Consider the following 25520-nt stretch of genomic DNA (forward strand, 5'->3'; position numbering starts at 1 on the left):
GGGCCGGTCAGGCGGTGGCGACCGGAGGAGCGGTGTCCTCCGGGGCCAGCGTGTCGACCAGCACCGGGACGAACTCGCCGCCCTGCTGCTCGAGGCGGGCCTGGAACATCGGCTGCAGGAGGGCGTGGTCCTCCGCGCGGATGGTCATCTCGCCCTTGACCCCGTCGAAGCTCCAGCCCTCGAGGGCCGAGATCATGCCGGCGACGTCGTCGGGGCTCTCCTCGACCGCGCGCACGATCATCTGCGCGGCGTTGCAGCCGTCGGGGGTGAAGATGTCGACCTCGCCGCCGGCGGCCTCGACGCCCTCGGCCACGGCCTGGCTCATCTCGTTGTCGACCGCCTCGGCGAAGAAGTGCGACAGGAAGTTGAGGTCGGCGACCTGCTCGCCGTAGGTGGGGTAGGAGGCGCGCATGTCCAGGCCGGTGACGACGTTCGTCGCGTCGAACACGCCCTGCTGGCCCATGGCCTGCCACATGGCGGGCGCCGTCTCCCCGGCCCACGCGACGAAGGTCAGGTCGGCGCCGGCGTCCCGCGCCTGCGCGGCGAACGGGGTGAGGTCGGTGGCGCTCGCGGGCACGAGCAGCGGTGTGACGGTGGCGCCGGCCTCGTCGCCCAGGACGGCGGTCACCGCGGCGACGTTGGCCTGCCCGAAGGCGCTGTCCTGGGCGAAGACGAGCACCTCCTTGCCTGCGGCCTCGCCGATGAAGGACTGCGCCGTGCGCACGTCCTGGTAGGTCTGCCGCCCGGAGCGGAAGGTGTTGCCGTTGATCCCGGTCAGGGCGTCGGTCGCCGCCGGGCCGGAGATGAACAGGACGTCGTTCTGCTCCGCCAGCGGCGCGACCTGGACGGCGACGCCGGAGGACGCCGAGCCGGCCAGGATCTGCACCCCCTGGCCGATGAGGTCGGTGGCCTCCGCGACGGCCTTGGCCGGGTCGCCGGCGTCGTCGCGCTGGATCACCTCGACCGGCCGGCCGCCGACCTCGCCGGTGCCGTCGGTCAGGTGGTCCAGGCACGCCTCGAAGCCCTGGAGGTACTGCGCCCCGTACGAGGCCAGCGGTCCGGACGTCGACGTGATGAGGCCGACCTGGACCGGGGCGCCCTCCTCGCCACCACCGCCTCCGCTGCCCGCCCCGCCGCCGGGGGCACCGGGGCTGCCGCACGCGGCGGTGAGCGCGAGGACACCGGCGGCCGCCGCGGTGCTGGCGGTCCGGGACCGGGAACGAGTGCGGGACATGGTGATCTCCTCCGGTGTGCGGGTGCACGAGTGGTCTGCACCACACCGTAGGGACGAGCTGATCATGTGCCCATGTGGACCGGCCCCATACCGATGGGCGCCGCTGTGGGGTTCCGCACCACCCGTGCCGGACGCGGCTCCGGGGAGCGCACCCGCCCGGGCGACGCCGTACCGTCGCAGCCGTGACCTCTCCGCACACCGACCGCTGGATCCGCCTGGACGGCACCACGAACATGCGCGACCTCGGCGGGCTGCCCACCGTCGACGGCGGGCGGACGGCGACCGGCCGCATCCTGCGCAGCGACAACCTGCAGACGCTCAGCGACGCCGACGTCCGGCGCCTGGTCGGCGAGCTCGGGCTGCGCCAGGTCGTCGACCTGCGCACCACCGCGGAGATCCTGCTCGAGGGCCGGGGCCCGCTGCGCGGCGTCCGGGAGGTCACCCACCGGCACTTCACCCTGCTGCCCGAGCGGGGGCACCACACCGACGTCTTCGCGGTGGAGGAGGAGGACCCGCAGCTGGAGCTCGGGGCCGGGTGGACCGAATCGCTGCTGCCCCGGCAGGTCGCGGCCCACGACGAGGGCGAGCCCCCGGCGGTGCGGTCCTACCTGGGCTACCTCGGCCAGCGCTCGGAGAACGTCGTCGGCGCCCTGCGGGCGCTCACCCGGGCCCCCGAAGGCGCGTCCGTGGTCCACTGCGCCGCCGGCAAGGACCGCACCGGCGTGGTCTGCGCCCTGGCGCTCGCCGTCGCCGGGGTGCCGCACGAGGAGATCGTCGCCGACTACGCGCTCACCGCGGAGATCATCGACGCGCTGGTGGCGAAGCTGGCCGCCTCCCCCACGTACGCCGAGGACATGGTCGCCCGCGACGTCGCCAGCCACACCCCGCGTGCCGAGACGATGGACCGCCTGCTGGTGCTGCTGGACGAGCGGTTCGACGGCCCGGTCGGCTGGCTGGACGCGCACGGCTTCGGCGCCGACGAGCAGGCGGCGCTGCGGGCGCGGCTGCGGAGCTGACGGGTCAGCGGGCCGCGCGGGCCGAGCGGCCCCGTCGCTGCTTCTCGAGGTACATCGCCGCGTCCGCCTCGCGGAGCAGCGCGTCCGCGTCGCGCTCCTGGGCCGGACCCAGCACGGCCGCCCCGACGCTGGTGCCGACCCGCACCGGGGTGCCCTCGAGGCGGAACGGCTCGTCGAAGCAGGCCGCGATCCGGTCGGCGAGGGTGCGCGCGTGGTCGGCGTCGGCCAGGTCCGGGAGGACGATGGCGAACTCGTCGCCGCTGAGCCGGCCCACCGTGTCCCCGGGTCGGACGGCGGCACGCAGCCGCGCCGATACCTGGCGCAGGAGCTCGTCGCCGGCCGCGTGACCCAGCGAGTCGTTGACGTCCTTGAACCGGTCGAGGTCGCAGAAGAGCACCCCGAGCCCACCGTCGGGGCCGGCCTCGGCGAGCGACGCCTCCAGCCGCTCCAGGAACAGCACCCGGTTGGGCAGGCCGGTCAGCGCGTCGTGCGTGGCCTGGTGCCGCACGGTCTCGAGGAGCCGGGCCTTCTGCAGCGCCGTGGCGGCCTGGTCGCCGACGCCGCGCAGCCGCGCCAGCACGTCCCCGCCGAGCTCCTCGGGTGCCTCCCCGGGCTGCCAGCCGACCGTCACCACCCCCAGGAACGCCGAACCGGCGAGCAGGGGGACGGCCACCACGCGCGCGCTCCCGACCCCCCGCAGGAGCGCGCGGAGGGTGGGGCTGCTCGTGGCGTCATCGAAGATCAGCGGTTCCCGGTCGGTCAGCAGCCCCATCACCTCCGGGGTCTCCTCCGGGCGGAGCGCGGTCCGGCGCATCACCGCCGCCTGCTCGTCGGACAGGCCGGCGGTCGCGGACGCCCGCAGCACCCCCGCGCCGGGATCCCACAGCAGCAGGCTGGCGCGGGCGCACCCGACGACGCGCAGGAGCGCTGCGGCGACCAGCCGGGCCACCTCGGCCGGATCCGCCGCGGCGGCCAGCTCGTGGGACAGCTCCAGCAGGGCACCTGCCCGGTCCGCCTCCGTCCGGGCGTCCTCCAGGGCGATGATCAGGTCCAGCGCGGCAGCCGCGTGCCCGGCGTAGGCGGCCAGCATCGCGTGCTCGTCGGCCATCTCGCCGTCGCCAGACGGGTAGATCGCAGCCAGCTTGCCGTGCCGCCGGCGGGCCGATGCGACGTCGACCACCACGGCGGTGCGCCCCAGGTCGTCCCCCGACAGGATGCGCTCGGCCAGGTCCGGCAGCCGGGCCCCGGGGATGCCGGCGCCGTGCACCAGCGGTGGCCCGCCGTCCGGTGCGGCGACGACGAGCAGGTGGGCCGGGGCGAGGACGGCCTCGCCCGCGCGGGCCACGATGCGGTGCAGGACCGTGTCGAGGTCCTCGCCGGCGACGAGGTCGCCGGCGGCCGACTGGAGCGTGCGCAGCTGACCCCGGAGTGCCGCGAGCTCGGGGTCGGCCTCCGCCGCGTCGCGCCGCCGGCGGCGGCGCAACCGCGACCGACGCTCCCAGGTGAGGCGGTAGACGCAGGTACCGGTGCCCTCGACGCAGCACTCGGTGTGCGTGAGGACACCGGGGGGCAGGCCGAAGATGGCCGGGATCATCACCGCCAGCCCGCGCGCGTACGCGCAGTCCAGCGCCGAGTGGGCGTAGCCGTCGGCCAGGTGCAGGGCGACCGTGGCCGACGTCGCGGTGGTCTCGCGGACCTCCATGCGGGAGACGGTGGTGAACTTGGCCGCCGCCCGCGGCAGCTGGCGGAACACCTGGCGGGGCGTGCCCAGGGCGCGCAGGACCAGGAGCAGGGAGTGCCCCAGGCCGCTGCGGATCGCGGCCGTGCCCACGTGGAACATCGTGTCGGGGTCGCCCAGCACCTCGGTCGCCGCCGCGAACAGCCGGATCCGGGTGTCGTAGCTCCACCAGCGGGCCTGGTCCTCGACCTGGTCGGCGACCTCACCCAGGCCCGCCCGGTCGAGCACCGCCGCGACGGCGTCGTCACCACCGTGGCGCCGGACGTAGGTGAGCACCCCGGCCATCGTGATGCCCGGGGTCTCCCGCGCCTCGGCCGGTCGCGCGGCGGCCGTGCCGTCGCTGCCCGGTGCTCCTGTGCCCACGGATCGGTGATCGGCGGACCCGCACGCCTGCTTGAGCGGAACCGACCGGTTCGGGTGAGCCGGCTCGCGGGCGCCCGCCCCGGACGCACGCGACCCCGGTCCCTGAGGGGAACCGGGGTCGGTCTTCCGGGCCGCGCGGGGCGCGGTCGGGGGTCAGCGGCCGAGGAAGTGGCTGCCGTTGGCCATCGTCAGGAGCTCGTCGCGCATCGCCGGGCTGCTGCTGCGGGCCAGCGCCTTGTCCAGGGCCCGCCGGGTACGCGCCACCTGCCGACGCCGCCGCCAGCTGGTCGTCACGCTGCTCATCGCTACTGCCTCTTTCGTCGGAGTGTCACGCCTGCAGCCGTAGTAACGCAGGCGATCACCACTCTAATCCGACGAAACGTCGGTTGACATGAGTCATGGCCGAAGGTTCATCATCCCTTCGGGTGAGAGTCGTCACGTGCACCGGACCTCCGGACACGACGACGGCGCCCACCCCCGTGGGGTGGGCGCCGTCGTCGTCCCCGCGCTCAGCTGGGGCGCTGCACGTCACCGCGCCAGGCACCGGTCTCGGTGCCCCGGCTCTCGATGAACTCCTTGAACTTCTTCGCGTCGGCCTTGATCTGCCGGTCGTCGAAGCCGAGCGCCGCGCCGGCCTTCTCGACCAGGCCCCCGGGCTCCCAGTCGATCTGGATCATCACGCGGGTCTTCGCGTCGTCCAGGCGGTGGAAGGTCACCACACCGGCGTGCTCGGCCTCGCCGCTGGTGCTGGTCCAGGCCACCCGCTCCTCGGGGTGCTGCTCGGTGATCTCCGCATCGAACTCGCGCTTGACGCCGTCGATGTTGGTGACCCAGTGGGTGTGGGTCTCGTCGATCTGCGTGATCTTCTCGACCCCGCCCATGAACTTCGGGAACGTCTCGAACTGCGTCCACTGGTCGTAGGCGACGCGGATCGGGACGTCGACGTCGACGGACTCCTGCACGCTGGCCACGTTCTCAGCTCCTCGTATCGCTGGGTTCGGTCGTGGGCCCACCTACCCCTGCGCCGAGGGGCCGACACGTGCAGCCGCCGGTCAGCGCAGCGCGGCCGCGATGCCGCCCCGCACCGGCCGGTCGGCCACGAGCAGCATCTGGGCCAGGTGGTAGGCGTCGGGCTGCCCCGCCCACGTGCCCTCGGCGACCTCCCCCGACGGCGTGAGCTCGTGGTGCCAGCTCCCCGTGACGGGGTCGGCGAACCGCTCCTCGCCGTGCGCGCGCCAGCGGTCGGCGAGCTGCCGGTACCGCGCCTCCCCGGTGACCCGGGCCAGCACGACGGCGGCCGCGACCGCCTCGCAGATGACCCAGTGCATGCGCGCGCCGACGACCGGCCGGTCGTCCCAGTCGAGGGTGTACGGGAAGCCGTCGGCCCCGTCGGCGGCCCAGCCCCGCGTCGCCGCGGCGTCGAAGAGCGCCACCGCGTCGTCGAGCAGCCAGGCCGGCGGGTCGGGCAGGGCCGCGCGCAGGTGCAGGGCGAGCCGGCCCCACTCGAACTGGTGCCCGACCGTGACGCCGTAGGGCTGGAACGGGTCGGCCGGGCGGTCGCGGTTGTGGTCGGGCAGCGCCTCCCAGGCGGAGGTGAAGTGCTCGGGCAGCCGCCAGTCGCGCGCGCGGGCGAAGCCGTGCACGACGCGCTCCGTGCTGCGCAGCGCCTGCCCCCGCAGCCGGTCGGCCAGCGCCGCGTCGTCCACCGCGTCGGCGGCGGCGAGCACCGCCTCCACGCCGTGCATGTTCGCGTTGGCGCCGCGGTACCCCGACAACCTCGTCCAGCCGGCGTCCCACTCGTCGACCGCGAGCCCCGCGTCGGCGTCCCAGAACCGGCCCTGCCAGACGGCGAGCGCCTCCTCGAGCAGCGCCCGACCGCCGTCGACGCCGGCGGTGGTGGCCGTGGCGCCGGCCAGGACGACGAACGCGTGGACGTAGGCCGCCTTCGTCCCGTCGTCGCCCGCCGCGCACCAGCCGCCGTGGCGGGTGTCGCGCAGCGGCCCACCGCGCAGCGCGGCCACCCCGTGACGGGCCAGTTCGTCCGCGCCGGGCCGGCGCAGCAGGGTGGCCAGCCCGAACACGTGGGTCATCCGCGCGACGATCCACGTCTCCTGCGGTCGCGGCAGCACCGTCCCGTCCGAGCCGAGGTACCCGAACCCGTCGGGCAGCCGGGATCGGGCAGCGAATTCCAAGAGCCCGTGGAGGTCGGTCACGTCGCCTGGCCTACCACGTCGCGCATGTCAGGTCGATGACGAAGCAGCCGGGCCGTGCGGTGGTCGGCCGACGGACGGGGAACTCACAGGGGCAAGGAGTCGGAAGGGGACGATCATGGCAAGCAGTCGCACGCACACCTCCGGGGGCCGCGCCGCGGTGGTCGCCCTCGCCGCCGCCACGGGGCTGATGCTCACCGGCTGCGGTGAGGACGAACCGGCGGCGGAGGGTTCCGCCGAGAACGTGCTCGGGGACGTCGCCGAGGACGAGGCACCCGAGGAGGAACCGGAGATCCCGTTCGACGAGATCCCCGGCGACGAACTCGTGGAGCCCGCCTTCGACGGTCTCTACGATGACGAGTTCCTGGCCGACATCGACTCCTACCTGGAGCGCCCGGTCGTGCTCTCCGGTGAGGTCGCCGACCTGCTGACCGATGGGGTCTTCGCCATGACCGCGGCCGACGACCCGGGGATCGCACCGATCCTCGTGGTGACCAGCGATGCGGTTCCGGAGATCGCGGACGGCGTCCCGGTCACGGTGACCGGCACCCTCGAGGACGCCCTCGAGATGGGCGCCGTCGAGCAGATGCCGGACTTCGAACTCGACGATCCGCTGTTCGAGCAGTACGCGGGCGCTCCGTTCGTCTTCGCCGAGACCGTCGAGGTCTCCCCGGCCGCCGGCTGACCCGCCCGCTGGACGGATCCGTCCAGCGGGCGGCGCGGCGCGCGCTCCCGTCGGCACCCGCTGGACCGGCCGTGGCTCCGGCCCGCAGGATCAGCCCGGGGACGCCGCACGGGCTGCGTCCGCAGCCGTCAGCCTGCCGCCCCCCGATCAGAACGCCAGCGCCGCCCCCGGATCGTGAAGCATCGCGCCGACATCGGCCAGGAACCGCGAGCCCAGCTCGCCGTCGACGATCCGGTGGTCGAAGCTCAGCGCCAGCTGGGTCACCTGCCGCGGCCGCACCGTGCCCTTGTGCACCCACGGCATCTCGCGCACGGCACCGAAGGCCAGGATCGCCGACTCCCCCGGGTTGAGGATGGGCGTGCCGGTGTCGACGCCGAAGACGCCCACGTTGGTGATGGTCAGCGTGCCGCCGGCCATGTCCTCCGGCGCGGTGCGGCCGGCCCGCGAGGTCTCGGTCAGCTCGGCCAGGGCGCCCGCCAGCTCGGCCAGGGTGAGCCGCCCGGCGTCCTTGATGTTGGGGACGATCAGCCCGCGCGGCGTGGCCGCGGCGATGCCGAGGTTGACCTGCCCGTGGACGACGATCTCCTGCGCCGCCTCGTCCCAGGAGCTGTTCACCACCGGGTGCCGTCGCGCGGCCAGGAGCACCGCCTTGGCCACGAACAGCAGCGGGCTGACCTTCACCCCGGCGAGCTCCGGCCGGGCGGCGAGCCGGGTGCGCAGTTTCATCATGCGGGTGACGTCGACGGCGAGGAACTCGGTGACGTGCGGCGCGGTGAAGGCGCTGGCCACCATCGCGGCCGCGGTGGCCTTGCGGACACCCTTGACCGGGATGCGCTGCTCGCCGGCGGTGGCCGCCACAGGGGCCTGGGCGGCAGCGGAGCCGTCGGAGCGCGCGGCGACCGCGGCATCGACGTCGGCCCGGGTGATGCACCCGTCGGTGCCCGTTCCCGAGACGGTGGTGAGGTCCACGCCGAGGTCCTTGGCGTACTTGCGGACCGGCGGCTTGGCCAGCGGGCGGGGGCCCCGCCGGCCGGGCGCGGAGCCCCGCCCCGGTGCGGCGTCCTCCCGGCGCGCCGCGGCCTCGGCCTGCCGGCCGACCTCCAGCCCGCCGTGGCGCACCGGCTTGCTGCGCATGTCGGGGGCGGTCGCCAGCAGCGGCGGGCCGTCGTCGGAGGGCAGCGAAGGCCGGTCGGTCCCGCCCGAGCCGTAGTCCGCACCGGGCAGCGCGGTCGCGCGGGCGGCCGCCGCGGCACCCGAGCGGCGCGGCCGGCGGCGGGCCTCGGTGGTGCGCGGGCCGTAGCCCACCAGGACGGCGGTCCGGCCGCCCGGGGCGGCTCCGCCGATCAGCCCCGCGGCCGGCTCCTCGCCGGCGGCGGCCCCCTCGTCGACCGGCTCCGCCGCCGGGGCTGCACCGCCGGTGCCTCCCCCACCCGCCCCGCCGGTGTCGATGGTGATGATCGGCGCGCCGACGTCGACCATCGTCCCCGCCTCGTGCAGCAGCTCGACGACGGTGCCGGCCCACGGCGAGGGCAGCTCGACGGCGGCCTTGGCCGTCTCCACCTCGCACAGCGGCTGGTTGACCGTGACGGTGTCGCCGACGGCCACCATCCACTGGAGGATCTCGCCCTCGGTGAGCCCCTCCCCGACGTCGGGCAGCTTGAACTGTCGCTGGGTCATGGTTCAGAGCTCCATCGCGCGGTCGACGGCGTCCAGCACCCGGTCGAGATCGGGGAGGTACTCCTCCTCGAGCTTCGACGGCGGGTAGGGCGTGTCGAAGCCCCCGACCCGCAGCACCGGCGCCTCCAGGGAGTGGAAGCAGGCCTCGGTCACGCGGGCGGCGATCTCCGCGCCCAGCCCGAGCGTCACCGGCGCCTCGTGGACGACGACGCAGCGGCCGGTGCGGCGCACCGACTCGAACACCGGCTCCAGGTCCAGCGGCGAGACCGTGCGCAGGTCGACGACCTCCAGGGAGCGCCCCTCCCCGGCGACCGCCTCGGCGGCCTGCAGCGCCGTCTTCACCATGGGGCCGTAGGCCAGCACGGTGACGTCGTCCCCGCCGCGGACGACCCGGGAGGCGAAGAGCGGGTCGGGCGTGGCGTCGGTGTCGACCTCCGCCTTCTCCCAGTACCGCCGCTTGGGCTCGAGGAAGACGATCGGGTCGGGGTGGGCGATCGCCTGCTGGATGCCCCAGTAGGCGTCGACCGGGTTGCTGACGGCGACCACCTTGAGCCCGGCGGTGTGCGCGAAGTAGGCCTCGGGGCTCTCGCTGTGGTGCTCGACGGCCCCGATACCGCCGCCGAAGGGGATGCGGATGACGATCGGCATCGGCAGCCGACCCTTGGACCGGGCGTGCATCTTGGCCACCTGGGTGACGATCTGGTTGTAGGCGGGGAAGACGAACCCGTCGAACTGGATCTCGCAGACCGGCCGGTAGCCGCGCATCGCCAGCCCCACGGCGGTGCCCAGGATCCCGGCCTCGGCCAGCGGCGTGTCGACGACGCGGGCCTCCCCGAAGTCCTTCTGCAGGCCGTCGGTGATGCGGAAGACACCGCCGAGCTTGCCGATGTCCTCGCCCATGAGCACGACCTTGGCGTCGTCCTCCATCGCCTTGCGCAGGCCGAGGTTGAGGGCCTTGCCGATGGTCAGGGTGTCGGTGCTCATTCGCCGGCCTCCTCGAAGCTCGCGCGGTAGGCGACGAACTCGTCGCGCTGGGCGGCCAGCCACGGGGTCTGCTCCGCGTAGACGGTGTCGAACATCGACGCCGGGTCCGGGTCGGGCATGTCGACGGTGCCGCTGCGGATCCGCTCGGCGAGCTCGTCGGCCTCGCGCTCGACCGCGTCGAAGAACGCCGCGTCGGCCTTGTCCTGCCGGGAGAGGTGCGCCTTCAGCCGGGCGATGGGGTCGCGCAGCTTCCACTCCTCCAGCTCGCTGGCCAGCCGGTAGCGGGTGGGGTCGTCGGAGGTGGTGTGCGCCCCCATGCGGTAGGTGAACGCCTCGATGAAGGTCGGGCCCTGGCCCTCGCGCGCGGCCTGCAGCGCCTGGCGCGTCACGGCCAGGACGGCGAGGACGTCGTTGCCGTCGACGCGGACGCCGGGGAACCCGAAGCCGGCCGCCCGCTGGTACAGCGGGACCCGCGACTGCCGCTCGAGCGGGACGCTGATCGCGTACTGGTTGTTCTGGCAGAAGAAGACGACGGGGGCGGAGAAACTCGCCGCCCAGATCATCGCCTCGTTGACCTCGCCCTGGCTGGTGGCGCCGTCACCGAGGAACGCCAGCGTCGCGTTCTCGGCGCCGTCGCGCTGCAGGCCCATGGCGTAGCCGGTGGCGTGCAGGGTCTGCGCGCCGATGACCACGGTGTAGAGGTTGAAACCGGTGGCCACCGGGTCCCAGCCGCCGTTGTCCACGCCGCGGAACAGACTGATGACGTGCAGCGGGTCGACCCCGCGGGTCCAGGCGACGCCGTGCTCGCGGTAGGTCGGGAACGCCATGTCCGAAGCGGCCATCGCGCGGCCGGCGCCGACCTGCGCCGCCTCCTGGCCCAGCAGCGAGGCCCAGATGCCGAGCTCGCCCTGCCGCTGCAGGGCGGTCGCCTCGACGTCCCACCGGCGGACCAGGACCAGGTCGCGGTAGAGGTCGCGCAGCTCCTCGTCGGAGATCTCCAGCGCGTAGTCGGGGTGCTCGACCCGCTCGCCCTCGGGCGTGAGCAGCTGGACCAGCTGGGACCGCTGCGGCAGGTGGGGGGCGTCGGCCCCCGGGACGGGGTCGACCATCTCGGTGGTCTCTGGCAACGCTGTCACCGGTCGCGCTCCTCGCCGTCGGCCACCGACGCCGGGGTCACCGGCGATGCGGTGGTGCTGGACGTTCCGACCCGCCGGGTGTGGCGGCCCTCACACATCCTGGCACGGCCGCCCCGCCGCTCGCCACCCCCGCGGCACGACGATCTGCGCAGGGCTCCCTCGGGAGATTGCGCAGAAAGGTGCCCACGCGCGGTCCGGAGCTGCCAGACTGCGCAGCGTGCCGGAGATCGACGCCACGGATGCGCGACTGCTGCTGGCCCTCACCGAGGACCCGCGGGCCAGCGTGATGGCGCTCTCGCAGCGGCTGGGCCTCGCCCGCAACACCGTGCAGAGCCGGCTCGCCCGGCTCGAGAGCAACGGCGTCCTCGGCCCGCTGGACCAGCGGGTCCGCCCGGAGGCCCTGGGCCACCGGCTGGCTGCCTACATGTCGGTGCAGGTGGCGCAGCGCGGGCTGGCCGAGGTCAGCGATGCGCTCGCCGGGCTCCCCGAGGTCCTCGAGGTGACCGGCCTGTCGGGGGCCACCGACCTGCTCGTCCACGTGGTGGCCACCGACGCCGACCACCTGTGGCGCATCACCGAGGCGGTGCTGGCCATCCCGGGCGTCCAGCGGGTGGACACCGCCCTGGCGATGCGCCGGTTCGTCGAGCGGCGCGTGGGCCCGCTGCTGCACCGCGCCGCCGGGCCGCCTCCCGGCTGACCCACCCGTTCCAGGCCCGGCGCGTCACCCCGGAGGGCGAGGTGGGCCCGCGGGGGCCCGATCTAGGGTGCGCCGTGCCCATCCGCCGGCCGCGCCGCGCCGCGTCGCTGCTCGTCGTCGCCCTCGTCGCCGTGCTGGGCCTCGCGGGGTGCGCCCCGGAGGTCGTCGACGGCACCATCGAGCCCTTCACCAGCACCGGTGGCGACCTGGTGGGCCGGGAGCCCTGCCCGGCGAGCGAGTTCGAGTGCATCACCCTCACCGTGCCGGCGGACCACCGTGCGGCCGCGTCACCCGCCTGGGAGGTCACCTTCGCGCTGCGCCCGGCCGACGTCGAGGCCCGCGGGGTCCTGGTGACGGCGACCGGCGGCCCCGGCTCCAGCGGCATCGCGCTGGCCGACCGCTACACCTCGGCCATGGACCCGGAGATCACCGACCACTACGACCTGGTCTTCTTCGACCAGCGGGGCATCGGCCGGTCGGAGCCGTTCGTCTGCGACCGCGCGCTCTCCTCCTTCGAGGAGGTGCTCGACGCCTCGTCCGACGCCGGCGAGCGGGACGGCTACGCCGCGGCGGCCGAGCGGTTCGCGGGGAACTGCTTCGCCGAGGCCGGCGTCGCGCCCTCCGACGCACCCCTGTTCGCCACCGCGCAGGCCGCGGAGGACCTCGAGGTGTTCCGCCGCTGGTACGGCGCGGAGCGGCTGGTGCTCTACGGAGAGAGCTACGGCACCCAGTTCCAGCAGGCCTACGCCGCGGCCCACCCCGACCGCGTCGAGAGCCTCGTGCTCGACGGCGTCGTCGACCTGCAGACCCCCCTGCGGTCCTTCGCCGCCGAGAGCGCGCGGGCCTACAGCGACGTGCTGGCCGCCACCCTGGCCGGCTGCGACGCCGAGCCCGTGTGCGCCGAGGACGGCCCGGGCGCGTCGGCGGCCGCCTACGACGCGCTGGCCGCCGAGCTCCGCGCCGCACCCCGGCCCTACGACCACCCCCTGGCCGACGGCGGCACCGAGGAGCGCGAGCTCACCCTCGAGGAGCTCGAGGGCGCGGCGATGGCCTCGCTGAGCAGCCCGCACGCCCGCCGCCAGCTGCAGCGGGCGCTCAACGCCGCGGCCGGCGGCGACGAGCTGCCGCTGGCCCGGCTGGCCGCGGCCACCGCGGGCGCCGATCCCGAGACCGGGGAGGTGGCCGTCGACCCCTCCTTCTCCCCCGCGTTGTTCTACGCGGTGGAGTGCCAGGACTACCCGACCGTGCCCGACGGCAGCACCGGCCGGGCGGAGCTCGACCGCTGGCTGGACTCCGCCGCCGCCGACGGCGTCGCCGGGGTACGGCTGGACGACGTCTACTACGGCGACCTGCCCTGCCTGTTCTGGCCGCGCGGGGAGGAGCCGGTGCGCCCGCCCGCGGCGATCGCCGACCCGCCGTACCCGCTGCTGCTGCTGACCGCCGACACCGACCCGAACACCCCGGCCGGCAACGCGCAGCGGGTGCTCGAGCGGGCGCCCACCGACGCCGCGCTCCTCGTCCTCACCGACGGCCCGCACGTCCTCTACGGCTGGGGCTACGCCTGCGTCGACCGGGCGGTCACCCGGCTGGTCACCACCGGCCGGCTGCCCGCCCGGCCCGTCACCACCTGCACCGACAGCCTGGCCGAGGCCTACGTCCCGCTGCCGCCGGCGTCCGCCGCCGGCTATGACGACCCGTGGGAGACCGTCGACCTCCTGCTGGCCGAGCTCCTCGGTCCCTCCTTCGAGGCCTGGCCCGGCACGGACGCCCTCGACCTCGGCTGCCCGGCCGGCGGGAACGCCGGGTACCGGATCACCATGGCGGGCGCGGTGCGCATCGCGCTGGACGGCTGCGCCTGGACGCCGGGGGCGCCGGTCGACGGCGTGGCCACGGTCGCCGACGGCGGGACCGGCGAGGTCACCCTCGACGTGACGCTACCCTTCGCCGAACTCACCCTCTCGGGCGACGGCAACCTCGGTGGGACCTTCCGCGGGGAGCGCGTGCGCTGAGCCTGCGGTCGGGTGTGCCGTGGCAGCCGGCGGGTAGGGCACCGCCCATGGCGAAGCGGACCCCACTGGGGCGTACGGGCAAGGGCAAGCGCGGGATCAGCACCCTCGGGTGGGCCCTGCGGGGCGCGGCCGCCGGCGCGGCGGGCACCACCGCGCTCAACGCCGTCACCTACCTGGACATGGTGGTGCGCGGCCGCGGCAGCAGCTCCACCCCCGAGCAGACCGTCGAGAAGCTCGCCGAGGCGGCGCACGTGCCCATCCCCGGGGACGAGCAGACGCGGCAGAACCGCGTGCAGGGGCTGGGGCCGATGACGGGCCTGGTGGCCGGCGTCGGGGTGGGCGTGGTGGGCGGCCTGGCCCGGGCGTCCGGCTTGGTCTCGGCGAAGCCGGTCGGGATCCTGCTGACCGGGCTGGGTGCGATGGTGGCGGGGAACGGGCCGATGACGGTCCTGGGCATCACCGACCCCCGCAGCTGGTCGGCGTCGTCCTGGCTCAGCGACCTGGTGCCGCACCTGGCCTACGGCGTGGTCGTCAAGAACACGATCGACGCCTTCGACCGCCCCTGACCGCTGCGGGGCAGGATGCCCCCGTGCACGAAATCACCAGCGAGGACGAGCTGCGGGAGCTGCTCGGTGAACCGGCGCCGGCGGCCCTGGCCAAGGAGCGCACGGCGCTGCACGACCTGGACCGCGAGTGGCTGGCGGCGTCCCCGTTCTGCCTGATCGCGACCAGCGCGGCGGACGGCACGTGCGACGTCTCGCCGAAGGGTGATCCGCCTGGGTTCACCCTCGTGCTCGACGACCGGACCGTCGCGATCCCCGAGCGGGCCGGCAACCGCCGGGCCGACGGCTACCGCAACGTCCTGGCCAACCCGCACGTCGGCCTGATCCACCTGATCCCCGGACGGACCGACACGCTGCGCATCAACGGCCGCGCCCGCCTGGTCCGGGATGCGGCCCTGCTCGACCGCATGGTGGTGCGGGGGCACCGCCCCCTGCTGGCGCTGGTGGTGGAGATCGAGCAGGTCTTCCACCACTGCGGTAAGGCGTTCCTGCGCTCGGGGCTGTGGGACCCGGCCGGCTGGGACCCCGACGCCGTGCCCCCGCGGTCCCGCATCGCGCACGCGCTGGAGCGCAGGGAGGAGCCGCTCGAGGAGCTCGAGCGCTACTACTCCTCCGCCACATACTCGGCCGCGCTCTACCCGACGGCCTGACCTTCCGCCCGCCCGACGGCTCGCGACGACCAGGTGGCGCCACCGTGCCCGCACCGACTGCCGGGCGTTGGCCCGCAGGAGGACATCCAGGCGAGACGGATGTCCTACTGAGGGACAACGCCTCGTCCACGCCTCCCCGTACCGACGTCGCCGCGCGGCTCGGGGTGACCGCCGGGGAGGGCGGGCGGGAGCTGCGTCAGCGCCAGCCGTGCTCGTCGACGCCGCCGGGCACCGGGGCGGCCGGGTCGTAGGCGGTGCGGGTGAACACGAACGTGTCCAGGTCCAGGTGGTCGGCGGCGATGCGCAGCGTCTCCCCGGCGAAGTAGCCGTCCAGCCCGCGCCAGGTGCCGTCGTCCGCCCTGGTGAAGCGGCTGGCCCGCCCCGGGCGCCCGGGGAGCGGGCCGAGGTGCAGCAGCCCGCCGCTGACCGAGCGCAGCACGTAGGGCGCAGGCCCCCAGAACCAGACGCCGAGGCTCTCCAGCGGCACCGGCGAGGGCGCGGGCACCCACGGCTCGGCGATCCGCGGCTCGGCGCCGCGGAGATCGGCCAGCAGCCCGAAGACCAGCGGGTCCAGACCGCTGGTCGTGTTGGCCAGCGACACCGCGCCCGTCTGCTCCTCGCGGTCGACGAAGACGCCGGCGAGGAAGCCGGGCATCGAGCCGCCGTGGCCGACCAGCGTCCGCCCGTCGACCCGCAGCACCTGCAGGCCCAGCCCGTAGGCCGACCAGCCGGGCGCCGACGGGTCCACCCCGGCCGGCACCGTCATCTCCTCCAGCGTCGCCGGGTCGAGCACGTCGGCGGTGTCGCCGAGCAGGAACGCGGCGAACCGCCCGAGGTCGGCCAGCGAGGCCCACAGCTGCCCGGCTGCGGCCATCACGCCGGCGTGGTGCTCGGGCTCGGGCAGCACGACGTCGGCCCACGGGTGCACCGCCCGGCCCTCGACGGCCGGCGCGACCGGCCGCGGCGTGGTGCGGGCCATGCCGAGCGGCGCCAGCACCTCGGCGGCGACGGCGTCGTCCCACGAGCGGCCGCGCAGCCGGGCGACGAGCTCGCCGAGCAGGCCGAAGCCGAGATTGGAGTAGTGGAACCGCCGCGCGGCGCCGAGGACGACGTCGGTCTCCGCCAGGCCCAGGTCGTCCAGCGAGCCGCCCGGCGTGCGCTCCCACCAGCCGCCGGGGCTCTCCGCGGAGGCGCCGGCGAGGTGGGAGAGCAGCTGCCCGACCGTGCGGTCGCCGAACGGCGTCCCGGGCAGGTGGCGCTCCAGCGGGTCGTCGAGCCGCAGCAGCCCCTCGTCGCGCAGCCGCATGACGACGACCGCCGTCACGGTCTTGCTGATCGAGCCGAGCCGGTACTGGACGTCGGTGTGCGGCCCGGGCACCTCCCCGCGGCCGGCCGACCACGCCAGCCCGCCGTCGCGGACGACGCCGGCGACGAGGCCGGGCGCCCGTCCGTCGCGCTGCACCCGCGCCGTGCGGGCCAGCAGGAGGCGGGCGGTCGAGGGCAGCACGGGCTCGGGCATGACGGCGACCGTAGCGACCGCCCCCGCCCAGCGGATCAGGCGGCCAGCGCCTAGCGTGCGGGCAGCGCACCGGTGCGGGTGGCCCGCCGCTCGAACCAGACGGTGGCCAGCGGCGGCACGGAGGCGGCCAGTGCGAGCAGCGTCGTGGGCAGCGACCAGCGCAGCACCCGCGCGGCGACGAGGGCGACCAGGACGTAGGCGACGAAGACGCCGCCGTGGATGGGCCCGAACACCTGGACGCCCACCTCGGAGGTCTGCAGCACCCACTTCACGAACATCCCGGCCAGCAGGCCGACCCAGGTGATCGCCTCGGCGACGGCGACGAGGCGGAAGGCGGTGGTGACGGTGCGCGGGCTCAACGGGCGTCCTCGGGTCCGGGGGCGGGGTCCGGGACGTCAACGACCGGGCCGCCGGCGGCGTCCCCGCGCACGGTGTGACGTTCGCGGCAGTCGGCGCGGTGGCAGGGTCCCCCCGTGCGCGGTCTGGCCCGGCGGGAGTTCTGCCTCGTGCTGCTGCGCCGGATGGCCGACGTCCGGCCCGACCTGACCGCGCAGGCGCTGCCCCGGCTCGGCGCCACCCGGGGCGAGGCGCACGCAGCGCACACCCGCTGGCAGGCGCTGCAGCACTCCCGGCGGGCCCCGCGCGGGCTGGCCCTGCGGACGGCGGTCCTCGGCCCGCCCGAGGAGCTGGAGGACCGGCGCGTCGGCGACCTGGACATCCAGGTGCGGCGCTGGCCGCTGCCGCTGTGGCCGCACCAGTGGTGGGAGGTCGTCAGCGGGCCCGGGGGCGCCGTGCTGCACGAGCACCTCGCCCGGGCGCCGGGCTCACCGGTGCCGGCGGCCGGCCCGAACCGGCTGCTGGTGTGGCAGCACGTGCTCGACGACGTCGCCGGGCTCCCGGGCGCGCGCGGCGTCGGGACCGGCGTGCCCACCCGCTCGGAGGTGCTGCTGCCGGGCGGGGTGCGCGCGGTGTTCGTCTGGGGGCTGCTCCAGCAGGTCGGCGGGCCGGGCGCGGGCTGAGCCCCAGGCGTCAGCCCGCGACGCGCCGGGCCCCGGCGTAGCCGCCCATCGAATCGATGCTCGCCACCTTGACCACGTCGCCCGACGTCGGCGCGTGCACCATCTGGCCGTTGCCGATGTAGATGCCCACGTGGCTGATCGGGCTGTAGAAGAACACCAGGTCACCGGGGCGCAGCTCGGCGCGGGAGACCGCCCGGCCGACGCCCGCCTGGTTCCGGCTGGCCCGGGGCAGCGAGATCCCCGCCGCCCGGTAGGCGTAGGAGGTGAGGCCGGAGCAGTCGAAGGCGTTGGGCCCGGTGGCCGCCCACACGTAGGGCTTGCCGCGCTGGGCCATGGCAGCGTCCACGGCCTTCTGCGCGGCGGCGCTGTCGGCCACCACCGGGGCGGCGGGCGCCGGTGCCGGCGCCTCGCGGTCCCCGCGGCTGGCGCGCTGCGGCTCGCCGCCGCGCTCCTCGGCGTGGTGGGCCTCGGCCACGGCCTGGCGCTCGGCGGCGCCGAGCCGGTCGAACTGGGCGCGGAACTCGTCGACCTGCGCCTGCAGCTCGGCCTGCTGCGCGGCGATGGAGTCGTAGGTGGCCCGCGCCTGGGCCGCGGCCTCCTGCGCGGTGGCCTGGGCCTGCGCGGCGGCCACGTTCGCCTCGGCAGCCCTGGCCAGCACCACGCCCTGGTGCCCGGAGATCGTCTCCAGCGTGCTCACGCGGCTCACGAACTCGTCGGCCGAGTCGCTGGTGAGCAGCGCCTGGAAGGAGCCCAGGCCCTCGCCGGTCCAGGCGCTGCGGGCGATGCCGCGCACCTGCTCCTGGGCGCGGGCGAGGTCGGCGGTGGCCTGCTGCAGCTGGGCGGCCGCGGCCTCCGCGGCGGCCTGCTGGGCCGTCAGGGTGTCGCGCGCCTCGTTGAACTGCTCGGTGACGATCTCGAGCTGGTGGCCGCGCTCGGCGACCAGCCGGGCGGCCTCGCCCGACGTGGCGGGCGAGCCGGGATCCGCGGACGCGGGGACCGTGGCGAGCAGGATGCCGACGGTGCCGGCCAGGGCCAGCCCCACCCGGCCGGCGGTGCGGCGGCGGGCGGGCGTGCGCAGGGGGGTCGCCATGGTGCGGCGGCTCTCCGATCTCGTCCACGGCCGTCTTCCGGGCCCGGCCGGGCGCACGCTCGCACGTCGGGACGGAAGGGTCCGTCCCAGATCGGTGCCGCGGTGGTCCCGGCCCGGTGACCGCGCCTGTGGCGGGTGCCCGGCTCGCTCGACGGCGCCCGGCGGAGGTCACTCGGCAGTGACGGAAAGCCCCGACGGACACACTCACCGTAGGCGGCGTGACCCGGTCGTGACAATGCCCGGAACAACATTCGTGTAGTTCTCCCTGCGCGTCCCGTCACAGCCGTCCCAGCCACCAGCGCGTTCGCCCCGGAGAGGCGTCGGGAGCCCCGCCGGGACCGGTTTCGGTGCGGCCCCGCGCGACCACTACCGGAGGATGGATCGCCGTGAGCCCCGCCCGTGATCCGCAGCGCGTGAGCCGGTCCTCCCGGGTGGCCGCCGTGCTGCGCGGCCTCCCCCCGGGGGTGCGGGCCCGCCTCCGGGGACGCGACCTCATGCTGATCGCCGCCGGGCTGACCTTCTACGCGGGCATCGCCGTCGTCCCGCTGCTCGTGCTGTCGTTCGGGCTGACCGCCTGGATCACCTCGCCCGAGCGGGTGCGCGAGCTCGGCGAGCGGGTCGGCGACCTGCTGCCCTCCGAGCTGGGTGCGCCGGCGGCGGTCGACCGGTTGGTCGAGGCCGGCGCCGGCCTGGACCCGCTGGGGGCGCTGCTGGCCCTGCTGCCCATGTCGCTCTACGGCGAGGGCCTCCGGCGCGCCCTGCTGCGGTTCTCCGAGCGGCACGAGGGCCACACCGCCTGGCGCGGCCGGCTCGCCGCCCTGCCGCTGCTGCTCCTCGCGCCGGTGCTGCTGTACCCGCTGCTGCTCGCCGCGGCGCAGATGGCCGACCTCGCCGACCGCGGGGGCGTCGCGGCCACGATCGGCCAGGTGGCCCTCGGCTACTACGCGGTGCTGGCGGCGCTGACGCTGCCGCTGGCCTGGGGGTTCCGGGTCGTCGGCGGAGGCCGGGCGCGGTGGCGGTCGCTGCTGGTGGGGGCGCTGTTCACCGCCGCCTGCCTGTCCGGCTTCCTGCAGGGTTTCGTGCTGTTCCTGGCGCTGCCGCTGGATCTCGGCGCACCGTTCGGCGACCTGGACGTCGTCGGGGGCGTGGTCGCGCTGGCCTTGTGGCTGTTCCTGCTCCACCTGGTCGCGCTGCTGGGCTGGCTGACCACCCAGACGCTGGACGAACTGGCCGGCGACCGGTCAGCGCCGCGGCGGCGGGTAGGGGAACCGGTCGAACCAGGCGTCGGCTGACACCGGTTCGTCGGGTGCCTGCGGACCACCGGGCCGGGCGCCCGGGTCCTGCGGCACCGGCGGGGCCGGAGGCACGGTCGCCGGGTCCGGCACCGGCGCAGGAGGCGGCTCGGGTGCCGGTGGCGGTGGCGGCGGGGGCGGCACGTAGCGGGAGCCGTTGCTGACCAGGATGGCGATGACCTGGCCCGGCACGGCACGGCCGCCCGCGGGCGGGCTGGTGCCCACGAGCGCGCCGGGGGCGAGGTCGCTGTCCACCCGGAAGACGCGGTGGAGGAAACCGGCGTCGCCGAGCACGTCCTGGCACCGGAGCGGGTCGTCGCAGGACGGCACCCGGATCGTGTTGCCCCGCACCACCGTGGGGTCCGCGGGCGGGAAGTCGCTGCTGCCGCGCGCCGTGAGGATCGGCGCCATCGCGTCGTGCCAGATGGTGGCGCCCTTGCCGCCGCCGAAGCCGCCGACGTCCTCGGCCTCCTTGGGGTTGAACACCATCACGCTGGCCGCGATCTCCGGCGTGTACCCGACGAACGCCACGGAGACGTTCTGCTGGGTGGTGCCGGTCTTCCCGGCGATCTGGTGGCCCGGCACGTACGCCCGCCGGCCGGTCTGGCCCCCGTAACCGGGCTCGACGTCCTTGCGGAGCATCTGGTTGAGCGTGTCCGCGACCCCGGGCGGGATGGCCTCGGGGGTGCAGCGGTCCCCGCCGACCAGCGGCTCGCCGTCCGGGCCCAGCACGGGTTCCCCCTCGCGGTCGAGCAGCGCGGTGACCGGGACGACGTCGCACCGGGTGCCCGAGGCCGCGAGCGTCGAGTAGGCGCTGGCCAGGCCCAGCGGGCTGGTGGCCTCGGGGCCGAAGGCGAACGAGCCGTTGTTCTGGTCGATCGTGCGCTGCGCCAGGCCGGAGGGGCCGTAGGCGTAGAGGCCCATGCGCTCGGCCATGCGCACCGGCTCCTCGACGCTGCCGAGGGCGTCCTCGAGGGCGAGGAAGTAGGTGTTGGAGGACTGGTAGAGCGCCGTCGTCAGGTCCAGCGAGGCCCGGTAGCTGCCGGAGTTGCGGACGTCGTAGGGGCCATCGCCCTCCCGGTAGACCCGGGAGATGTACGGGCTGGGCGCGGTGAGCGTGTACTCGGTCGAGTAGCCGCGGGCCAGCGCCGCGGCGGCCACGAACACCTTGTAGGTCGACCCGGCGCCCCGGCTCGGCAGCGCGTTGAGGTTGACCGACTCCTGCCGCAGGTCGCCCTCGTCGTGGCCGTAGATGCGGTTGACGCTCATGGCCAGCAGGTGGCCGGTGCCCGGCTCCACCGCGGTGAAGGTGGCGGCCAGCGAGCTCTCCAGCGGCTGGTTCGCCAGCACGGCGGCGTCCCCGGCGCGCTGCAGGTCGGCGTCCAGCGTGGTCTGGACGACGTAGCCGTTGCGCTCGAGGTCGTCCTGGGTGAGCCCGAGCTCCTCGATGAGGTACTGCTGGACGAAGTCGCAGACGTAGGCCCCCACGGACGCCTCGACGCAGCCGCGGCGCGGCGCCGGCACCGGGGCGAGGCCGAGCGGGGCGGCCGAGGCCTCCGCCTGCTGCTCGGGGCTGATGTAGCCCTGCTCGGCCATGCGGGCCAGCACCAGGTTGCGCCGGATCGTGGCGCCCTCGGGGTCGGTGAAGGGGTCGTGGTCCTTCGGGCTCTGCACCAGCCCGGCCAGCAGCGCCGCCTGCGGCAGGGTCAGCTCGGCGGCGTCGACGCCGAAGAACGCGCGGGCCGCGGGCTGCACCCCGTAGGCGTTCTGGCCGAAGTAGACGATGTTGAGGTAGCGGGTGAGCAGCTCGTCCTTGGTGTAGGTCGACTCCATCGCCAGCGCCAGCCGGGCCTCGCGCAGCTTGCGGCCGAACGTCTTCTCGGTGGCGGCGTCCCGCTCGGCCTGGGTGCGCGCGGACTGCAGCAGGGTCTGCTTGACCAGCTGCTGGGTCAGGGTGGAGCCGCCCTCCTCCACCTCGCCGGCGGCGATGTTGGTGACCAGGGCCCGCGCGGTGCCCTGCACGTCCAGCCCGCCGTGGTCGTAGAAGCGCGCGTCCTCGACGGCGACCAGGGCCTGGCGCATGACCTCGGCGATCCGGTCGAACTCCACCGGCTCGCGGTTCTCCCGGTAGAAGGAGGTGATCACCTCGCCGTTGGCGGCGAGCACCACGGTGTTGCGGGCGGGGACCTCGACGGAGAACTCCTCGGGCGGGTCGCCGAGCAGGGCCGAGGAGCCGCGCGCGGCCAGGGCCGGACCGCCGACCCAGGGCAGCAGGAGACCGGCCACGAGGGCACCGGCGAGCAGGACGGCGCACGCGAGCCTGAGCAGTGTGCGACCCGTCCCCGTGCGCGACTCCATGACCCTCCTCCGCGTGAACGCCCAGCTCAACAGGGATGATCACGATCCACAACCACCCGCGCGGGCCGTGACGCAACCGGAACCGTCTCGTCCGCCTCCCGGTCCCCGCCCGCCACACGCGGCTCTCCCTGCCGCCGGGCGGCCCGGCTCGTCGGCGCAGCGTCCACGGCGTTGGATGAGGGCATGCCTGACTCGATGCTGGCCGGCCGGCTGAACGTGCGCACCCGTGAGTTCGTCGTGAAGGAGGTGCCGAAGCCCGCACCCGGCCCCGGCGAGGTCCTGATCCAGGTGGCCGCCGCGGGCATCTGCCTCTCCGACGTCCACCTGATCGAGGGGCAGCTGTCGCCGCTGTTCCTCGCCGGCGACGAGGTGACGCTCGGCCACGAGGTGGCCGGCACCGTCGCCGAGCTCGGCGACGGCGTGACCGGCTGGGCCGAGGGGCGGCGGGTGCTGCTGCAGGCCGGGGAGGAGAAGGACGGCTGGATCCACACCCGCGGCGTCGACTACGACGGCGGCTGGGCGCAGTACGCGCTCGCCACCGCGGAGACGGTCGTGCCGATCCCCGACGACCTGCCGTTCGAGCAGGCCTGCATCGTGCCCGACGCGGTGTCGACGCCCTGGGCCTCGATCGTGCGGACGGCGCAGGTGCGGGCGGCCCAGCCGGTGGGTGTGTGGGGCATCGGCGGGCTGGGCGCCCACGCGGTCCAGCTGCTGCGGCTGGCCGGTGCGGCGCCGATCGTCGCCGTCGACCCGGTGCCGGCCGCCCGGCAGCGGGCGCTGGACTTCGGCGCGGACCTCGCGCTGGACCCGTCCGAGGACCTCGCCACCCGCGTCCGCGAGCTCACCGGCGGCGCCGGGCTGGCGTTCGCCTTCGACTTCGCCGGCGTCGCGCCCGTGCGCGAGCAGGCCGTGCGCTGCCTGGAGCGGGACGGCGCCCTGGTGCTGGTGGGCCTCACCGACCAGCCGCTGGAGATCCGTAACGGCACCCAGTTCAGCTACTTCGGGCAGCGGATCCTCGGCCACTACGGCTCGGAGCCCGGCCACGTCGAGGAGCTCGTCGCGCTGGTCCGCCACCGCCGGCTCGACCTGTCCCGGTCGATCTCGGGGACCCTGCCGCTCACCGAGGCGGCCGACGGCGTCGAGCGGCTGGCCCGCAAGGAGGGCGACCCCATCCGCCTGGTCATCACGCCCTGACCGAGGCAACGGGATGACCTCGGGGGGGCCAGCCGCTCCACCGCACGTTCAGCCGGGTCATGGCGCGGCCCGACGTCCGGCGGTGCGGCTCAACCCGGGGATGGCTCGCGGATGAGCACCTGCACCGCGCGGAACTGCTTCGGCGTCTCCAGCAGCACCGCCTTCGTCGGCTCCCCCACGTCCAGGGCGGGGTCGCGGCGCAGGGCCGTCAGCGGGCGCAGCCGGGAGTCTGCCAGCACGTCGTCGGCCAGCCCCCGGTCGCCCCCGGTGAACAGCGCGGCCACCCCGTCGGCGTGCGGCAGCAGCACCCGGACGGCGGTCTCCACCGCGTGCCCGACGACGGCGTCGGTCTGGTTGGCCCGCCGGCGGGCGAACCGCTGCTGCGACCAGCCACCGGCCGCCGTCCGGCCCTGCACCTGGCGGGCGTCGACCTTGGAGACGACCAGCTGATCGCCGTCGAAGACGCCGACCGCCCACCGGCCGCGCCGCACGAGCAGCACGGCGGCCCGCCGGTCCCGCTGCGCGGCCGCGGTGAAGCCGGCCAGCAGCGGCGGTTCGGGCGTCCAGCCGAACGGGGCCCGCAGCGTGACGGCGGTGGTGTCCGCGCAAACGATGCGCAGCCCGTCATCGGCCGGCTCGACCGCGGTGAACGCGCCGTGCCGGGTGGCGACGCCGTCCAGCCACCGGCCCAGCCGCTCGGGGGCCACCCCGAGCCGGCGCCCGCCGCCGGCGGCCGGCCGGGCGCGGGTCACCCGGGGTCGGCGACGGCTGCGGCGACCGGGGGCACGAGGACCGACCCTACGGTCCGGAGACGGGACGCGCACGCCGCCATGGCCTGAGGTCAGTCCATTGGTCAGCCGGCTGTTACGGTTCCGCGGCAGGCGACCGGACGCGGAGGTGGCGGTGGGCGAGGGCGGACCCGCGGTCGCGCACCTTCCGCCCCGGAGCGGGGACCGGTGAGCAGCCGACGCGATGCGACGGCGTCGGCGACCGGCGCCGGCATCTACTCCCTCTCCCTGAGCACCGCCAGCGTCGCCCTCCCCCTGCTGGCGATCGAGGCCGGCTACTCGGCTTTCGAGATCGGCGCCCTCACGGCCGCCTCGGCCCTGTCCCAGATGCTGGTCCGGCTGGGGCTCGGCTGGGCGATGCGCCGATGGCCGGACTGGATGCTGATCGCCGCGGCGGGGGTCCTGCTCGCCGTCAGCAGCCTCACCGTCGCCGTGTCCGCGGCCCTGGTCCCCTTCGCGGTTGCGCAACTGCTGCAGGGAGCCTCCCGCGCGCTGTTCTGGACCGGCAGCCAGACCCACGTCGTCCGGGGGACCGGGCGCGCCGCCGGCGCGCTCGCCCGGGTGAACCTCGCCGCCTCCCTCGGCCTGCTGGTCGGGCCCCTGATCGCGGGCGTGCTCTCCGAGGGCAGCGCGGCGCTGGCGCTGCTCGTCGCCGCGGCGGTCGCCCTGCTCGGCCTGGTCCCCAACGCGCTGCTGGACCGGCTGCCGCCCTTCGTGCCCCCGGCCGACCGGCCACCGGGCCGGCTCTGGCGGCGGCCGGGGGTCGACGTGGCCTGCTGGGCCGGGATGACGGCCGGAGCGTGGCGGGCGCTGCTCACGTCCTACGTGCCCCTGGCCCTGGACCAGGCGCGCCAGTCGGCGACCACGATCGGGGCGCTCGTCGCGGCGGCCAACGGCGCATCCCTCGTGGGCACGGCCGTGGCCGGCCGCGTCCGCGGGCGCTGGACGACACCGGTGCTCGGCGCGGGCATCCTGCTGACCGGCGTGGCCACGGCGCTGGCCGCCGCCGTGGCGGAGAGCGTCGCGCTCTCCGCCCTGGTGCTCGTGGTCAGCGGCATCGCCGCCGGCGCCGTCCAGGTGCTCGGCCCGGCCATCGCCGCCGAGGCGGTGCACCCGGAGGAGCGCGGGGAGGCCATCGCGGTCTCCGGCACCTTCCGGGCCGCCGCCCTGTTCGCCGCGCCGCTCGCCGTCGCCGGCATGGTGGTGGCCGTGCCGCTGACGCCGGCCATGGCCGTGGTCGGCGTGGGGATGGTCCTCCCGGCCCTGGCCCTGCGCCGGCGTGGCACCGCCGGCTGACC

At 75.5% G+C, this 25520-nt stretch carries 23 protein-coding genes; 10 read left to right on the forward strand and 13 right to left on the reverse strand.

What is annotated here, in order from left to right:
* Positions 1 to 7 precede the first annotated feature (7 nt).
* Complete coding sequence (locus BMW62_RS07220; RefSeq protein ID WP_091930170.1) at positions 8 to 1234, reverse strand: substrate-binding domain-containing protein; 1227 nt, start codon at positions 1232 to 1234, stop codon at positions 8 to 10.
* A 182-nt stretch (positions 1235 to 1416) separates the two neighbouring features.
* Between BMW62_RS07220 and BMW62_RS07225 the strand changes: the two genes are divergently transcribed.
* Positions 1417 to 2250, forward strand: a complete 834-nt coding sequence (locus BMW62_RS07225; protein ID WP_091930171.1) for a tyrosine-protein phosphatase — start codon at positions 1417 to 1419, stop codon at positions 2248 to 2250.
* 4 nt (positions 2251 to 2254) lie between these two features.
* Here BMW62_RS07225 and BMW62_RS07230 read toward each other — a convergent pair whose 3' ends face one another.
* From BMW62_RS07230 to BMW62_RS07240, 4 genes are all read right to left on the reverse strand, one after another.
* Positions 2255 to 4351, reverse strand: coding sequence for a sensor domain-containing diguanylate cyclase (locus tag BMW62_RS07230; RefSeq protein WP_244523893.1), 2097 nt, complete (start codon positions 4349 to 4351; stop codon positions 2255 to 2257).
* A gap of 153 nt (positions 4352 to 4504) precedes the next feature.
* Complete coding sequence (locus BMW62_RS22540) at positions 4505 to 4654, reverse strand: hypothetical protein (RefSeq protein WP_170852253.1); 150 nt, start codon at positions 4652 to 4654, stop codon at positions 4505 to 4507.
* A gap of 206 nt (positions 4655 to 4860) precedes the next feature.
* On the reverse strand, positions 4861 to 5322 hold the full coding sequence (locus BMW62_RS07235; RefSeq protein ID WP_091930172.1) for an SRPBCC family protein: 462 nt from the start codon (positions 5320 to 5322) through the stop codon (positions 4861 to 4863).
* 81 nt (positions 5323 to 5403) lie between these two features.
* Positions 5404 to 6564, reverse strand: coding sequence for an AGE family epimerase/isomerase (locus tag BMW62_RS07240; protein WP_091930173.1), 1161 nt, complete (start codon positions 6562 to 6564; stop codon positions 5404 to 5406).
* 115 nt (positions 6565 to 6679) lie between these two features.
* Here BMW62_RS07240 and BMW62_RS07245 point away from each other — a divergent pair, with 115 nt between their 5' ends.
* A complete protein-coding gene (locus BMW62_RS07245; protein WP_139206213.1) occupies positions 6680 to 7246 on the forward strand; it encodes a hypothetical protein in 567 nt (188 codons plus the stop codon).
* A 147-nt stretch (positions 7247 to 7393) separates the two neighbouring features.
* Here BMW62_RS07245 and BMW62_RS07250 read toward each other — a convergent pair whose 3' ends face one another.
* Genes BMW62_RS07250 through pdhA form a run of 3 tightly spaced genes read right to left on the reverse strand, consistent with a single transcriptional unit; the run spans position 7394 to position 11043 of the window.
* A complete protein-coding gene (locus BMW62_RS07250) occupies positions 7394 to 8923 on the reverse strand; it encodes a dihydrolipoamide acetyltransferase family protein (protein ID WP_091930175.1) in 1530 nt (509 codons plus the stop codon).
* Between the two features lie 3 nt (positions 8924 to 8926).
* Positions 8927 to 9907, reverse strand: coding sequence for an alpha-ketoacid dehydrogenase subunit beta (locus BMW62_RS07255; protein ID WP_091930176.1), 981 nt, complete (start codon positions 9905 to 9907; stop codon positions 8927 to 8929).
* Positions 9904 to 11043 (reverse strand): pyruvate dehydrogenase (acetyl-transferring) E1 component subunit alpha, encoded by a 1140-nt coding sequence (gene pdhA, locus BMW62_RS07260; protein ID WP_091930177.1) that lies wholly within the window; start codon positions 11041 to 11043, stop codon positions 9904 to 9906. Before pdhA ends, BMW62_RS07255 begins: the two co-directional genes overlap by 4 nt.
* Positions 11044 to 11260: 217 nt before the next feature.
* Here pdhA and BMW62_RS07265 point away from each other — a divergent pair, with 217 nt between their 5' ends.
* The 4 genes from BMW62_RS07265 to BMW62_RS07280 all read left to right on the forward strand — a co-directional run bounded on the left by BMW62_RS07265 (position 11261) and on the right by BMW62_RS07280 (position 14962).
* Positions 11261 to 11740: an Lrp/AsnC family transcriptional regulator gene (locus tag BMW62_RS07265; protein ID WP_091930178.1), complete on the forward strand. Its 480-nt coding sequence runs from the start codon at positions 11261 to 11263 to the stop codon at positions 11738 to 11740.
* 74 nt (positions 11741 to 11814) lie between these two features.
* On the forward strand, positions 11815 to 13749 hold the full coding sequence (locus BMW62_RS07270; protein ID WP_139206214.1) for an alpha/beta fold hydrolase: 1935 nt from the start codon (positions 11815 to 11817) through the stop codon (positions 13747 to 13749).
* Positions 13750 to 13796: 47 nt separating this feature from the next.
* Positions 13797 to 14315 carry a hypothetical protein gene (locus BMW62_RS07275; protein WP_091930180.1) on the forward strand — a complete coding sequence of 173 codons (519 nt, stop codon included), beginning with the start codon at positions 13797 to 13799 and terminating at the stop codon, positions 14313 to 14315.
* Between the two features lie 23 nt (positions 14316 to 14338).
* Entirely contained in the window at positions 14339 to 14962 is a 624-nt protein-coding gene (locus tag BMW62_RS07280; RefSeq protein ID WP_091930181.1) for an MSMEG_1061 family FMN-dependent PPOX-type flavoprotein, read from the forward strand.
* 196 nt (positions 14963 to 15158) lie between these two features.
* Here BMW62_RS07280 and BMW62_RS07285 read toward each other — a convergent pair whose 3' ends face one another.
* Positions 15159 to 16481 carry a serine hydrolase domain-containing protein gene (locus BMW62_RS07285; protein ID WP_091930182.1) on the reverse strand — a complete coding sequence of 441 codons (1323 nt, stop codon included), beginning with the start codon at positions 16479 to 16481 and terminating at the stop codon, positions 15159 to 15161.
* 50 nt (positions 16482 to 16531) lie between these two features.
* Complete coding sequence (locus BMW62_RS07290; protein ID WP_091930183.1) at positions 16532 to 16840, reverse strand: DUF3817 domain-containing protein; 309 nt, start codon at positions 16838 to 16840, stop codon at positions 16532 to 16534.
* 114 nt (positions 16841 to 16954) lie between these two features.
* Here BMW62_RS07290 and BMW62_RS07295 point away from each other — a divergent pair, with 114 nt between their 5' ends.
* Positions 16955 to 17500, forward strand: a complete 546-nt coding sequence (locus tag BMW62_RS07295) for a hypothetical protein (RefSeq protein ID WP_170852254.1) — start codon at positions 16955 to 16957, stop codon at positions 17498 to 17500.
* Between the two features lie 10 nt (positions 17501 to 17510).
* Here BMW62_RS07295 and BMW62_RS07300 read toward each other — a convergent pair whose 3' ends face one another.
* Complete coding sequence (locus BMW62_RS07300; RefSeq protein ID WP_091930184.1) at positions 17511 to 18590, reverse strand: C40 family peptidase; 1080 nt, start codon at positions 18588 to 18590, stop codon at positions 17511 to 17513.
* 386 nt (positions 18591 to 18976) lie between these two features.
* Between BMW62_RS07300 and BMW62_RS07305 the strand changes: the two genes are divergently transcribed.
* Complete coding sequence (locus BMW62_RS07305) at positions 18977 to 19882, forward strand: YhjD/YihY/BrkB family envelope integrity protein (protein ID WP_244523894.1); 906 nt, start codon at positions 18977 to 18979, stop codon at positions 19880 to 19882.
* Here the strand turns inward: BMW62_RS07305 and BMW62_RS07310 are convergent.
* Positions 19832 to 22240: a transglycosylase domain-containing protein gene (locus BMW62_RS07310; protein ID WP_091930185.1), complete on the reverse strand. Its 2409-nt coding sequence runs from the start codon at positions 22238 to 22240 to the stop codon at positions 19832 to 19834. The genes BMW62_RS07305 and BMW62_RS07310 overlap by 51 nt on opposite strands.
* Positions 22241 to 22423: 183 nt before the next feature.
* Here BMW62_RS07310 and BMW62_RS07315 point away from each other — a divergent pair, with 183 nt between their 5' ends.
* A complete protein-coding gene (locus tag BMW62_RS07315) occupies positions 22424 to 23434 on the forward strand; it encodes a zinc-binding dehydrogenase (RefSeq protein WP_170852255.1) in 1011 nt (336 codons plus the stop codon).
* A gap of 89 nt (positions 23435 to 23523) precedes the next feature.
* Here BMW62_RS07315 and BMW62_RS07320 read toward each other — a convergent pair whose 3' ends face one another.
* Complete coding sequence (locus tag BMW62_RS07320) at positions 23524 to 24186, reverse strand: acVLRF1 family peptidyl-tRNA hydrolase (RefSeq protein ID WP_091930186.1); 663 nt, start codon at positions 24184 to 24186, stop codon at positions 23524 to 23526.
* Between the two features lie 204 nt (positions 24187 to 24390).
* Between BMW62_RS07320 and BMW62_RS07325 the strand changes: the two genes are divergently transcribed.
* Positions 24391 to 25518 (forward strand): MFS transporter, encoded by a 1128-nt coding sequence (locus BMW62_RS07325; protein ID WP_170852256.1) that lies wholly within the window; start codon positions 24391 to 24393, stop codon positions 25516 to 25518.
* Positions 25519 to 25520: the final 2 nt, after the last annotated feature.

Source organism: Blastococcus sp. DSM 46786 (assembly GCF_900109665.1).
Taxonomy (GTDB): Bacteria; Actinomycetota; Actinomycetes; order Mycobacteriales; family Geodermatophilaceae; genus Blastococcus; species Blastococcus carthaginiensis.

Coding starts and splice junctions, on each gene's coding strand:
- BMW62_RS07220 (WP_091930170.1), bottom strand. CDS start 1,234: ATGTCCCGCACTCGTTCCCGGTCCCGGACCGCCAGCACCGCGGCGGCC.
- BMW62_RS22540 (WP_170852253.1), bottom strand. CDS start 4,654: ATGAGCAGCGTGACGACCAGCTGGCGGCGGCGTCGGCAGGTGGCGCGT.
- BMW62_RS07245 (WP_139206213.1), top strand. CDS start 6,680: ATGGCAAGCAGTCGCACGCACACCTCCGGGGGCCGCGCCGCGGTGGTC.
- BMW62_RS07250 (WP_091930175.1), bottom strand. CDS start 8,923: ATGACCCAGCGACAGTTCAAGCTGCCCGACGTCGGGGAGGGGCTCACC.
- BMW62_RS07255 (WP_091930176.1), bottom strand. CDS start 9,907: ATGAGCACCGACACCCTGACCATCGGCAAGGCCCTCAACCTCGGCCTG.
- BMW62_RS07275 (WP_091930180.1), top strand. CDS start 13,797: ATGGCGAAGCGGACCCCACTGGGGCGTACGGGCAAGGGCAAGCGCGGG.
- BMW62_RS07285 (WP_091930182.1), bottom strand. CDS start 16,481: ATGCCCGAGCCCGTGCTGCCCTCGACCGCCCGCCTCCTGCTGGCCCGC.
- BMW62_RS07300 (WP_091930184.1), bottom strand. CDS start 18,590: ATGGCGACCCCCCTGCGCACGCCCGCCCGCCGCCGCACCGCCGGCCGG.
- BMW62_RS07310 (WP_091930185.1), bottom strand. CDS start 22,240: ATGGAGTCGCGCACGGGGACGGGTCGCACACTGCTCAGGCTCGCGTGC.
- BMW62_RS07315 (WP_170852255.1), top strand. CDS start 22,424: ATGCCTGACTCGATGCTGGCCGGCCGGCTGAACGTGCGCACCCGTGAG.